Origin of the sequence: Chryseobacterium manosquense (assembly GCF_014623485.1) — a bacterium.
GTDB lineage: Bacteria > Bacteroidota > Bacteroidia > Flavobacteriales > Weeksellaceae > Kaistella > Kaistella haifensis.
This window is the reverse complement of sequence record NZ_CP060203.1, coordinates 1,199,183-1,212,450: the sequence shown is the minus strand read 5'-3', so window position 1 is coordinate 1,212,450 and position 13,268 is coordinate 1,199,183. Positions and strand designations below refer to the sequence as shown.

9 protein-coding genes are annotated in these 13,268 nt (G+C 39.0%); 7 read left to right on the top strand and 2 right to left on the bottom strand.

From position 1 onward, the window contains the following. Positions 1-105: 105 nt before the first annotated feature. Both H0S70_RS05615 and H0S70_RS05610 read left to right on the top strand, forming a co-directional pair. A complete protein-coding gene (locus H0S70_RS05615; protein ID WP_188322005.1) occupies positions 106-708 on the top strand; it encodes a DUF6088 family protein in 603 nt (200 codons plus the stop codon). A 1-nt stretch (position 709) separates the two neighbouring features. Beyond that, entirely contained in the window at positions 710-1,708 is a 999-nt protein-coding gene (locus H0S70_RS05610) for a nucleotidyl transferase AbiEii/AbiGii toxin family protein (protein ID WP_188322004.1), read from the top strand. Between the two features lie 81 nt (positions 1,709-1,789). Here H0S70_RS05610 and H0S70_RS05605 read toward each other — a convergent pair whose 3' ends face one another. Next, the gene (locus tag H0S70_RS05605) at positions 1,790-3,001 is read right to left on the bottom strand and encodes a site-specific integrase (protein ID WP_088264881.1); all 1,212 of its coding nucleotides are present in this window, start codon (positions 2,999-3,001) and stop codon (positions 1,790-1,792) included. A 343-nt stretch (positions 3,002-3,344) separates the two neighbouring features. Next, entirely contained in the window at positions 3,345-4,115 is a 771-nt protein-coding gene (locus H0S70_RS05600; protein WP_188322003.1) for an XRE family transcriptional regulator, read from the bottom strand. Positions 4,116-4,177: 62 nt separating this feature from the next. Between H0S70_RS05600 and dinB the strand changes: the two genes are divergently transcribed. The 5 genes from dinB to ilvB all read left to right on the top strand — a co-directional run bounded on the left by dinB (position 4,178) and on the right by ilvB (position 13,252). After that, positions 4,178-5,323, top strand: a complete 1,146-nt coding sequence (gene dinB / locus H0S70_RS05595; protein ID WP_188322002.1) for a DNA polymerase IV — start codon at positions 4,178-4,180, stop codon at positions 5,321-5,323. Positions 5,324-5,367: 44 nt separating this feature from the next. After that, entirely contained in the window at positions 5,368-8,424 is a 3,057-nt protein-coding gene (locus tag H0S70_RS05590; protein ID WP_188322001.1) for a DNA polymerase III subunit alpha, read from the top strand. A 525-nt stretch (positions 8,425-8,949) separates the two neighbouring features. Next, positions 8,950-9,837, top strand: a complete 888-nt coding sequence (locus tag H0S70_RS05585) for a branched-chain amino acid transaminase (protein WP_188322000.1) — start codon at positions 8,950-8,952, stop codon at positions 9,835-9,837. After that, positions 9,837-11,513 (top strand): dihydroxy-acid dehydratase, encoded by a 1,677-nt coding sequence (gene ilvD / locus H0S70_RS05580; RefSeq protein WP_188321999.1) that lies wholly within the window; start codon positions 9,837-9,839, stop codon positions 11,511-11,513. The genes H0S70_RS05585 and ilvD overlap by 1 nt, the downstream gene beginning before the upstream one ends. Positions 11,514-11,521: 8 nt before the next feature. Continuing rightward, the gene (ilvB, locus tag H0S70_RS05575) at positions 11,522-13,252 is read left to right on the top strand and encodes a biosynthetic-type acetolactate synthase large subunit (RefSeq protein ID WP_188321998.1); all 1,731 of its coding nucleotides are present in this window, start codon (positions 11,522-11,524) and stop codon (positions 13,250-13,252) included. Positions 13,253-13,268: the final 16 nt, after the last annotated feature.

Genomic DNA, 13,268 nt, shown 5'->3' with positions numbered 1-13,268 from the left:
CTTTGTAGCTACTGTTGCAAAGCTAGCAAGACTAAGTAAAAGATGCAAATGTCTAGCAATTTGTCACAAATATTTACTAAATTTGTGACAAATAATTTTCAAAAAGTGACGCAAAATACTCATAATCAAATAGAAAATAAGATAAGGAAGTCTTCAAAGGGAAAAATATTTTTCGCAGAAGATTTTCAAAAATTTGGCACTTCGGAAAATATCCGCCAAGTCCTTCGTCGATTGGAAGAGCAAGGGGTTGTCGTTCGCTTGGCTCATGGAATTTATTTAAACCCAAAAAAGGATGAGCTTTTAGGAATTGTTTATCCAAGTATAGAACAGATTGCTAAAGAGATTGCCAAACGAGATAAAGCCAGGATTGCACCTACGGGGGTTATGGCAATGTATCTTCTGGGACTTTCCACTCAAATTCCTTTGCACGCTGTATATTTAACCGATGGTGCGCAACGGGAAATCAACATAGGGAAAAGCAAAATTAAGTTCAAGAAAACTTCTCCGAGAAATTTGGCTGTAAAAGATGGCCTGCTGCAACTTATCATTCAGGCGTATAAAATTACTGGCGAGAAAAATATTTCACAAGCTTTTGAAGAAAAACTTATCCCATATATTAAGAAATTAGACGAAAATATCTTGAATTCTCAGTTGAAATTTGCACCAGTTTGGATTCAGAAAAGAATTAGAAATATAAACCTATCATAAAATGTGGCATCAACAACTTACTAAGGAACAACGGGTTGAAACTTTAAACCAGTTAGGTTTATCTACAGGTTATGCGCCATTTGCAATAGAAAAGGATTGGTGGGTTTGTATGGTGTTACGCGCCGTTTTTCAGTCAAAATATAAGGATCAGATTATTTTTAAGGGTGGAACTTCTTTAAGTAAAGCGTATCAAATTATCGAACGCTTTTCCGAAGATGTTGATTTGATTATTGATAGAAATTTATTGGGGTTTTCTGCGGAGCCCGGCACAATAACACAAATGAAGAAACTGCGTAAAACTGCGGGGAAGTTTGTGATATCGGATTTTAGAGAAGAATTAGAATTCCAGTTGAATAACTTGGGTATTTCTCCAAACGATTACGAAATCAAATATTCAGAAATTGTGGACGATTTAAGTGATCCTAATCACTTAGAGTTGGTTTATAAAAGTGTAATGCCTCAAGAGAGTTATGTTCAGCAAAAGGTATTGATTGAAATGGGCGCAAGAGCAATGACCGAACCTTCCGAGAGAAAAATGGTTCAATCATTTATTGAAGATTATTACCAAGAAGCTCCATTTTCACTACCGCCATTTGAAGTATTGGTTACCGTGCCGACAAAAACTTTTTTGGAAAAAATTCTTTTGCTTCATGAAGAGTTTTCAAAACCGAAAGATCGAATTAGAGGTGAGAGGATGAGTCGTCATTTGTTCGATTTGTATCAACTTTATTATACCGATTATGGTAAAAATGCTTTAGCAGATGATGAGCTTTTTGAGAAGATTGTGGTATTTAGAGAGAAAATGAATCGTTCCAAATGGATTAATTATGAAAATCACAAAAAGGGATTTATCAATATTATTCCTCCCAAAGAAGTGATTAAAGAATGGGAAAACGATTATAAAATTATGCAAAGCAATATGATTGTAGGGGAAAGTCCAAGCTTTGAAATTTTAATTCAAACAATGGAAGAAATTATGAAGATATTAAATAATGATTAGATTATAGGACGAGGAATGTTCGATAAAATCACAACTTCAATGTCATTGAATACCAGTTTCGTTGAACAGAAAGTAAAATCCCTATTTAATAACATCCTCAATAATCTTATCCAGTTTTGCATCAGGTAAAGAATTGAGATAAGACATGGTAGAATTAATGTCCTTATGTCCCAATGCTTCACGGATGATTTCAATTGAAACATTATTAAACTTGAGAGCAGTTGCAAAGGAATGCCTTGCGCAATAGTAAGTAATGTTTTTGCTGATTTTTAGTTTTGACATCATCGTTTTCAGATAAGGATTTACATACACCTGTAAATATTTGGCGGACTTGTTTTTTACATAGGCTACTTCCGTATTGTTGTCCTTCAGAATTCTGAATATCAGTTTAGATTCAGGCTCCGACTGGTACCGTTCAATAATTTCCTTGGAAATCTCGGTAAGTTTAAATCGTACAGCAACGCCGGTTTTAGTCCGCAGATAACTAACCGTATCATTGTAGATGCCATTCTTTTCCAATTTTAACACATCTATAAAATTGATTCCGCGCCCGTAATAGCTGAAGAGAAACATGTCCTTGGCAAATTGTTCGTACTCGTTTGCAGGTTCGTAATTGACAAGTTTGCCGATTTCTTCCTGCGTGAGAAATTCCTTTTTGCTCGTGCTTTTTACACTTGATATTTTATATTCTTTAAACGGGTATTGAGATTCCTTAATAATTTTAGACTTTATCGCCAAGTTGAAAATATAGCGGATCGTGCGAAGTCTCATTCCAATCGTAGCTGGTTTGTTTCCCTTCAAAACGCAATAATTCTCATATTTCTTTAGACATTGGAAAGAAAGCTCATTAAACCCAATATCTTTTTTGCCAAGAAAAGTTTGTAGCGATTGCAGCGTCTGCTTTTCAATTTTAGCAGAACCTAATTTGTCCAGAGATTTAAGATTTTCGGTGTTTTCAGAAATAAATTCGGTAAAAGTTTTTGTCTTTCCTTTTCCCTTAAAGTTTTTTATGCGGTCAATTAAATCAGGTAGGGTGTACTGGATATTCTCATCCTCCAAATCATCGATGATTTTTTGGATAATCACTTTATATTTTTCAATAAAAGTGTTGATTTTTTGGTATTCCGGATGACTCTTTTTTACCCGTTCTGTTTCAAAACTCCATTGTTCTTCTTTACACGATTTCTGAATTGATAAGCTGGTATTTTTGCGGTCTTTAATAAACAGCGCAACGATACTTTTTTCACCATTGGCTTTTGAACCATTTTTGAGAGTAAATTGAAAAGTAGTCATGATTTTATCTTAAATTTTTGACGAACATTTGACGAACATTTGACGAACATTTATGTTGTAAAAGTAAGATAAAATAAAATAATCTGAAAATTAAAACGGTGTAAAATATTGATAATCAGAGAGAAATAAAGTATTATAAATTAAACTAAAAATATAATAAAACATAAAAAAAGTGACTCATAATCAGCAAGTCCTTGGTTCGAGCCCAAGCTGGGCCACACTGAAAATTAGACACTTACAGAATTTTGTAAGTGTCTTTTTTTTTTTAAGTTTCCGGTTTTTACTTAGTCGGCAATAGAGTGCGCTTTGCATTAAATTACTAAATCACTATAAAATTTTCCTACTAAAATTTCAAATTTTCACTAATGTTTTTAATTTCAGTCTTAATCTCGTTGAACATGTTATGAATGCCATGATCAGAAAACTCCTCCGGCTCATATTCTGCCGTGCTGATGCTGCACGCAAACTCCCAAATCTCATGGATTTCGGAGAGCGGAATTTTTAAAGGTTCATAAAAATTGTTGTCTGATTTCACGCAGATGTGGTCCACCTCGTGGAACTGAAACCTTTTATAGACGATCCCGTCGTTCGCGGTGATGAATACATAGGTTTTATCTGTTTTCAAATCTGCAAGATTCTCCACATATTTCCCAACGATGTAGGTTCCATCTTTATATGGCGGCATGGAGTCTCCGGTTGCCGGAAAAGCCCGGAATTTTCCATTTCTTAGGAATGGAAGCGAAAGTGTTTGCAAGCCTTCAATATATTCGGGATCCTGATAGCCGTTCAGGTAACCCATAGATGCTTTTATGGGGATAATTTCAATTTTATTTTCTCCCTTGGAGTCCACCGCTACAGGCACCAAAATTTTATTTTCTGAAAGCTTTATCATTTCCTCCAGAGGATATTTCTTGATGTCGATACTCAGCAAAAGGTCGATGCTTACTTTAAAATATTTCGAAATCTTCACCAATAAATCCATTGGCGGTTCCGAACTGCCATCTTCGTATTTCACATATCTCCCACGGGTAATATTCAGATCATTGGCTATGGTCTGTTGGGTAAGTTTCTGGCGATTTCTTAAATGCTTGATGTTTTCAGAGAAAATTGACATTGTTATAAATTATAACTACAAATATACTAATTTTTGTTATAAAACATAATAATTTTGTCGGTATGGAAAAAACAATTGCACACTTGGATTTGGATACTTTTTTTGTTTCCTGTGAGCGGCTTCAAAATTCGAAACTGAACGGAATTCCTGTAATCATCGGTGGTGGAGATCGTGGAGTAGTAGCTTCCTGCTCCTACGAGGCGAGATATTTTGGTGTTCGTTCTGCAATGCCAATTAGAATGGCACTGAAACTTTGCCCCGAAGCAAAAGTAATAAAAGGTGATCACGAACAATATTCAAAGCTATCAAATGAAGTCACCGAGATTATTCAGGAAAAAGTTCCCTTGGTTGAAAAAGCGAGTATTGATGAGTTTTATCTCGACCTTACGGGGATGGATCGCTTTTTCGGGTGCTATCAATGGACGACGGAAGTGGCAGAATCCATAAAGAAAAATACAGGTTTGCCAATAAGTTTTGCGGTCTCTGCTAATAAAACCGTAGCAAAAATCGGAACAGGAGAGGCGAAACCCTTGGGAAGAATTGAAATTCCAAACCGGGAAATCCAACCTTTTCTTAATCCTCTGTCCATTAAAAAAATTCCGATGGTTGGGAATGTAACCTTTCAGCTTCTTTCAAGAATCGGAATCCGACACATAAAAACTTTGGCTGAAATGCCTGTAGATGTATTACAACAGATGATCGGTAAAAACGGAGCTGAACTCTGGAAAAAAGCCAACGGAATAGATGATTCGCCCGTGGTTCCTTATTCAGAAAGGAAATCGCTTTCCGCAGAGCATACATTTGCACAAGACAGCATCGATTTGGAAAATATGCGCAGTATAATCTCCGGAATGGTGGAGCAACTTGCATTTCAACTAAGACAAGAAAAATGGCTGACCTCGGTGGTTACCATAAAAATTCGGTATGCTAATTTCGATACCGAAACAAAGCAATGCCGCATATCCTACACATCTGCCGATCATACGCTGTTAAAATATGCTCTTGAACTGTTTAAAAAACTCTATACAAGGCGGATGCGCCTGAGGTTGATAGGAATCCGTTTTTCAGGATTGGTTCACGGCAGTCATCAGATGGATTTATTCGAAGATACCGAAGAACTCATGAATCTTTATCAGAGTATGGACCGTATGAAAAACAGATTCGGAAAAACCGCAGTAGGTCGCGCATCAGGACTTTTAATCCAATAGATGCAAGAACCGAGAACTGAGAATCAAGAGCCAAAACCAATAACATGTACCTAAATTGCCATTCCTACCACAGCCTGCGCTACGGAACTATTTCCGTGGAAGATTTAGTGCGCGATTCTGCGGCGGCAGGGATTTCAGCATTGGCGCTCACGGACATTAATACCATCACTGGGATTTATGATTTTTATAAACTGTGCAAAGAATTTGGGATAAAACCCATTGTCGGGGTAGATGTTCGGTTGGATAATGAATCATATTTTATTGCCTTAGCTAAAAATAACCAAGGTATTGCTGAAATCTGCCGTATGTTGACTGAACATAACTGCGAGGGAGAAATTTTACCAAGACAAAATCCAGACTTACCGAACTGCTTCATTGTTTATCCACTAAAAAATACCCCCGAAGTATTAGAGGATAATGAATTCATCGGCATCCGTTCGGAGGAACTGAATATTTTAATCCAAAAAAAGTGGCAGCAGTTTTCAAACAAAATGGTGGTGTTGCAACCTGTAACCTTCCGCATAAAAAGGGAGTACAACCTTCATCGGATTCTACGTGCTATAGATCGCAACACCTTGCTTTCCAAGTTAGATGAAGGGGATGTCTGCCGGACTTCGGAAACTTTAAAACCGCCTGCGGAAGTTTTAAATGATTTTAAACACCATCCACAAATTCTCATGAACACTAAAAAAATTATTGATCAATGTGGTTTCGAGTTCGAGTTTGGTGTACCGAGGAATAAAAAACATTTCACTGATAGTAAGGATCATGATGAGAAACTCTTGCGAAAATTGGCTTACCAAGGTTTGAAATTCCGCTATCCCGAGAATGACGAAGTCGCCAGAAAAAGAGTTGAAAAAGAACTGAAAGTCATCGATCAGTTAAATTTTAGCGGCTATTTCCTGATTACATGGGATATTGTAGAATACAGTCGCCGCCGTGGTTTCATGCATGTTGGTCGAGGTTCGGGTGCTAATTCCATCGTGAGCTATTGTCTGGGAATTACAGATATTTGCCCAATCGAACTGGATCTTTATTTTGAAAGATTCTTAAACTTAAACCGAAAATCACCACCGGATTTCGACATTGACTGGAGCTGGCGCGAGCGCGATGAAATTCTGAAATACATCTTCCAGAAATACGGCAAAGACCATGTGGCATTTTGTGGCACCAATGTGGAGTTTAAGTACCGCTCGATATTCCGAGAGGTCGGTAAAGCTTTCGGTTTACCCAAAGAAGAACTGGATTCTCTGGCAAAAAATCCTATGGCGTTTCATGATGATAATTCTGTGGTGAAAATGGTGCAGAAATACGGGATGCTTTTGGAAAAATTCCCTAACCAGCGGAGCATGCACTCCTGCGGAATTTTGATTTCAGAAGAACCTATCACCAATTTTACTGCCCTGGAGATGCCTCCCAAAGGTTTTCCGATTGTGCAGTTTGATATGCATGTGGCAGAGTTCATAGGTTTTGAAAAATTCGATATCCTTTCACAAAGAGGATTAGGAACGATAGACGATGCCGTGAAACTCATTAAAAAAAATAGGGGAATAGACGTAGATATTCGCAACACTCGAATTTTCAAAAATGAAAAAACAGCCAACGAATTTTTAACAAAGGGAAAAACCATCGGCTGCTTCTATATCGAAAGTCCCGCTATGCGAGGACTGTTGCGACGGCTGAAATGCGATAATTATAAAACCTTGGTGGCGGCCTCGTCCATCATTCGTCCCGGTGTGGCGCAGAGCGGCATGATGCGCGAGTATATTTTCCGGCATAATAATCCCGGTCAGTTTGAATATTTTCATCCTGTTTTCGAGCAGCAACTTGGTGAAACCTACGGCATCATGGTTTATCAGGAAGATGTGATTAAAATTGCGCTTCACTACGGTGGTTTGGCTGCTGCAGACGGTGATATACTCCGTCGTGCGATGAGTGGAAAAGGCAGATCGCTTTCGGCTTTGCAAAAAGTTAAAGATCACTTCTTTGAATCTTGTAAAAAGCTCGGGCATCCCGAAAAACTCTCGCAGGAGGTGTATCGCCAGATTGAAAGTTTCGCAGGATATTCTTTCTGCAAAGCACATTCCGCGAGTTACGCAGTGGAGAGTTACCAAAGCCTTTATCTGAAAGTGTATTATCCCATTGAGTTTATGGTGGCAGCGATTAACAATGGTGGGGGATTTTACCGCACCGAAGTCTATGTCCACGAATGCAGGATGGCCGGTGGAAAAATTCATAATCCTTGTATAAACAAAAGTATATTGCAAACAACTCTTTATGGCGAAGATGTTTATTTAGGTCTGATGCACATTCAAAAACTTGAGGCAAAAATTGCGCAATTTATCCCAGAAGAACGTCAGGAAAATGGCGAATACAGTTCCTTGGAAAATTTTATAAAACGAGTTCCGATTGGCATTGAAACCTTGCAGATTTTAATTTTTTGTGGTGCGTTTCGGTTTACGGGAAAACAGAAAAATGAGTTGCTGATAGAGGCACGGCTAATTATGGTAAATTTCAAACCTCAGAACCGATATCTCTCATTTTTTGAGGAACCAAGAAAGGATTATCAATTGCCACAATTGAAAAGAAATCTTTTCGAAGATGCTTTTGATGAGATTGAAATTCTTGGTTTTCCTGTTTCCTGCAGTCCCTTTGATTTGTTGGCGACGAAGTTCCGGGGCGATGTGATGGCGAAAGACCTTTTGAAATTCCATAAAAAACAAGTCCGCATGTTGGCTTATCTTATTTCTCGCAAGCACGTGCCCACCAAGAAAGGCACGATGTATTTCGGAACTTGGATAGATTCCGATGGGGAATATTTCGACACGGCCCACTTTCCTGACAATCTTAAAAACTATCCATTTCAGGGTGGCGGTTGCTACCTTTTGCTCGGTTTGGTGGAAGTAGATTTTCATTTCCCAACCATCACCATTTTAAAGATGGCGAAAATGCCTTTCATCCCAGATCCTCGCTATTCCGTGGACAGCGGAAAATCCTACGAAATTCATCAGAAAATCAATGAAGATGTGAGCATGACCTGGCGAAAACCTTATCCACAGGAAAAAGAAATAGGACTTCCAAGGAAGAAAATGCTAAACTGATATTCTTATCTTCTATGGCCAAATCAAGGATGATAAATTTTAAATCTTAAAAAAAGAAATATGCTTCAATAGTAGATATTTACAAGGTTTTTATCATCAATTAATCATATATTCTTAAATAATTTTTAATTGCAATGAAAATTTTAATTAAAAAAAACGCTGAAAAATTTGCTGGTTTAAAAATTACGAGTTAGGTTTGCATCACAAAACAAAGAAAATGTACAACTCAATTATTATTTCTTCTATTATTATTACGGGTGTGATTTCACATTCCGGGGAGGAATAATTTTGATGTAATCGAAAGATATATTTGAAAGCCTCCCGAGAAATCAGGAGGCTTTTTTTATGGAAATTAAAACAAGAAAATGAATTTATATAACAACAATATTATTATCAGCATTATTATTAGCTCGCCACCGTGAGAGATGCTGCTGTATGCCAAACTGTAAGCCTTTCTCACTTTCGGGAAAGGCTTTTTTTATTCCTAAAAAGCAAATATCAACTCAATAAAAAACAAAAACAAACATGTATTTCAACAACGAAACAGTCCTTTATCTGGACGGAAAATTTGTAAAAGCCACCGAATCTACAACCGATCTGTATGGTCAAACCCTTCATTATGGTTATGGTGCTTTTGAAGGCATCCGTTCTTACGAAACAGAACACGGAACCAAGGTTTTTAAAGCCGAAGAACATTACGAACGCCTAAAAAAATCATGCGAACTGGTGAAAATTCCTTTCAACTATACCATGCAAGAATTAGTTGAAGCCACCTACGAATTGCTGGAAAAAAACAATTTAAGGAATGCCTACATCCGACCGCTGGTATATTGCGCCCCAAATATGAGTTTGACAAAACCTACGAGCGTTTCGCTGATGATCGCTGTGTGGGATTGGGGAGCTTATTTAGGTGAAAAATTACTGCGGTTAACGGTTTCTTCCTTTTGTCGCCCGCATCCAAAATCCATCCATATCGAAGCAAAAATCTGCGGTCATTATGTCAATTCTATCTTGGCAACTACCGAAGCAAAAGATAAAGGTTTTGATGAAGCCTTGCTGTTGGATAGCGATGGTTTCTTGGCCGAAGGTCCGGGAGCGAATTTATTTTTTGAGAAAGATGGAAAATTATTCACGCCCCAATTGGGAAATATCCTTCCGGGAATCACCAGATCTACGGTTTTGGAATTAGCCGCACAATTAGGCTTGGAGGTACAACAAGGAAATTTTACCAAAGAAGATTTATTACAAGCTGACAGCGCATTTTACTGCGGAACGGCTGCCGAAGTGGTAGGAATAGCATCGGTAGATGATTATCAATTTCCTAAAAACTGGAACGATTCCTTGGGTAAAAAACTTCAAAATGCCTATTCCCTTTTGGTAAGAGAACCATTAAAACAAAACCACCTCAACTAATGGAAACACTCAACAAATACAGCAGAACCATCACGCAAGATGAAACCCAACCTGCTGCACAAGCCATGCTTTATGCCATAGGATTAACGGAAGAAGATTTGCAAAAACCCCAAGTGGGAATTGTGAGTATGGGTTACGAAGGAAATCCTTGCAATATGCATCTCAATGATTTGGCGAAAGAAGTTAAAGCCGGTGTGCAGCAGGAAGATTTAGTCGGGTTGATATTCAATACCATTGGCGTAAGTGACGGTATATCCAACGGGACAGATGGAATGCGTTTCTCCTTGGTTTCCAGAGATATAATTGCAGATTCCATAGAAACAGTGGTGAGTGCACAGTGGTACGATGCAGTTGTGGCAGTTGTGGGATGCGATAAGAATATGCCTGGATCAATCATCGCTATGGGAAGATTAAACCGTCCTGCTATCATGGTGTATGGCGGAACCATCCATTCCGGAAAATGGAAAGGCGAATCGCTCAATATCGTTTCGGCTTTCGAAGCTTTGGGTAAAAAATTTGGCAACACAATTTCTGATGAAGACTACAAAGGAGTAATTAAAAACGCTTGTCCCGGAGCGGGTGCTTGCGGCGGGATGTACACAGCAAACACGATGGCTTCTGCGATTGAAGCTTTAGGAATGAGTTTGCCTTACAGTTCTTCTAATCCAGCATTGAGCAGCAATAAAAAAATCGAATGTTTTGATGCAGGAAATGCTATTAAAGTATTGTTGGAAAAAGACATCAAACCCAAAGACATTATGACCCGAAAAGCCTTTGAAAACGCTATGACGATGGTCACCGTTTTGGGCGGTTCTACCAATGCCGTAATGCACCTGATCGCTATGGCAAATTCGGTGGATATAGAACTGACTTTGGATGATTTCCAAAAGGTAAGTAACCGTGTTCCGGTATTGGCAGATTTGAAACCGAGCGGTAAATACCTTATGGAAGATCTTCATGAAGCTGGCGGTGTTCCGGCAGTGATGAAGTATTTATTGAAACATAATTTACTTCACGGCGATTGCTTAACGGTCACCGGAAAAACCATTGCCGAAAATTTAGAATCGGTGCAGGATTTAACCGAAGGTCAGCAAGTATTTCTTCCCTTAGAAAATCCCGTTAAAGCAAACGGACATCTGCAAATGCTCTACGGAAATCTGGCTACCGAAGGAAGCGTAGCTAAAATAAGCGGTAAAGAAGGTGATTATTTTGAGGGAACTGCCAAAGTGTTTGACGATGAATATACCGTGATTGATGGCGTTCGAAACGGAGAAGTAAAACCCGGCAATGTGGTAGTCATCCGTTACTGCGGACCGAAAGGCGGACCGGGAATGCCTGAAATGCTTAAGCCTACTTCAGCAATAATGGGTGCTGGATTAGGCAGTTCAGTAGCATTAATTACCGATGGCAGATTTTCAGGCGGCACCCACGGTTTTGTGGTAGGACACATCACACCGGAGGCTTTTGTAGGCGGAACAATTGCTTTGGTAAAGGATGGCGACAGCATTGCGATTGACGCTAAAAACAATACGATCAATTTAAAAGTATCTGAACAGGAATTGGAAAAACGAAAAGCAGCCTGGAAGCAACCTTCCTTAAAAGCGAACAAAGGAGTGTTGTATAAATACGCACAATGTGTTTCAAGCGCTTCTTTAGGCTGTGTAACCGATAAATAAATTAAAAAATGAAAACAATTGAATTAGAAACTCCCAAACAAACTACGGTGCTGTTCCAAACCACAGGTGCAGAAGCGGTGATACAAAGTCTGAAAGCCGAAGGTGTAAAAACAATATTTGGCTACCCAGGTGGTGCGATTATGCCCATCTACGATGCCCTGTTTGATCATCTTGAAGAAGTAAACCATGTGCTGACCAGACACGAACAAGGTGCTATTCACGCTGCTCAAGGATATGCCCGAACTTCCGGAAAAACAGGCGTTGTATTCGCAACTTCGGGGCCGGGTGCTACCAATTTAATCACAGGTTTAGCCGATGCATTAATCGATTCTACGCCCTTGGTTTGCATCACCGGACAAGTGGCTTCTCACCTTTTGGGAACGGATGCTTTTCAAGAAACCGATGTGATGGGAATTTCAATGCCTGTAACCAAATGGAATTGCCAGGTCACCAAAGCGGAAGATATCGCTCCTGCTTTAGCTAAAGCATTTTACATCGCAAGTTCGGGTCGTCCAGGTCCTGTTTTGGTGGACATTACCAAAGATGCTCAGTTTGAAAAGCTGGATTTCTCTTATGAAAAGTGTACAGCGGTTAGAAGTTTCCACCCGAAACCCAAACTGAATGCAGATCAACTACAAGCAGCAAGCAAGCTTTTGAATGAAGCAAAAAAACCGTTGATGATTGTCGGTCAAGGCATTATGCTTTCCAATGCGGAAGAAGAATTATTGGTTTTTGCCGAAAAAACTGGCGTTCCGGTGGCGTCCACGCTTTTGGGATTGGGTGCTTTCCCCGCAAATCACCCCCAATTTGTTGGGATGGTTGGTATGCACGGTAATTACGCACCTAATGTAAAATCCAATGAGTGCGATGTCCTTTTAGCAGTCGGAATGCGGTTTGACGATCGTGTTACGGGCGATGTTTCTCGTTATGCAAAACAAGCAAAAGTGGTTCACATAGACATTGACGCTGCCGAAATTAATAAAATCATCAAAGCAGATGCACCCGTTTTAGCCGATGCTAAAGAAGCATTAGCATTATTAACGGATCTGGTAGAAAAGCAAAACCATCAAAGTTGGTTAGATGAATTTCATCAGGCAAAAGAAAATGAACTGCAGGTGTTGTCTAAAAACAGAAATAACGATTTTTCTGATGAATTAAGAATGGATTTGGTCATCGATTTACTTTCTCAAAAAACCAATGGCAATGCAGTGATAGTAACCGATGTGGGACAACATCAAATGATGGCAGCACAGTTTTATCAATACAATCAAACCAAAAGCAATGTTACCTCTGGCGGATTGGGAACAATGGGTTTTGCACTTCCGGCAGCTATCGGAGCAAAAATGGCCAACCCAGGAAAACAAGTAATAGCCATCATTGGCGATGGCGGTTTCCAGATGACTTTGCAGGAATTGGGAACCATCATGCAGAACAATATCGGGGTAAAAATTATCATTCTAAATAATGAATATCTAGGAATGGTGCGGCAGTGGCAACAAATGTTCTTCGAGAAAAGATATTCCTTTACCAACATACAAAGTCCAGATTTTGTAGCATTGGCGGCTTCTTACAACATCAAAGGAGTAAAAGTGGAAAAACAGGAAGATTTAAGCAATGCTTTAGATCAGCTTTTAAACACAGAAAATGCCTTTCTACTCGAAGTAAAAGTAGCCAAAGAAGACAATGTTTTCCCGATGGTTCCCACAGGAGCTTCGGTTGCTGAAATTCGATTACAATAAATTAAAAAAAATGAAC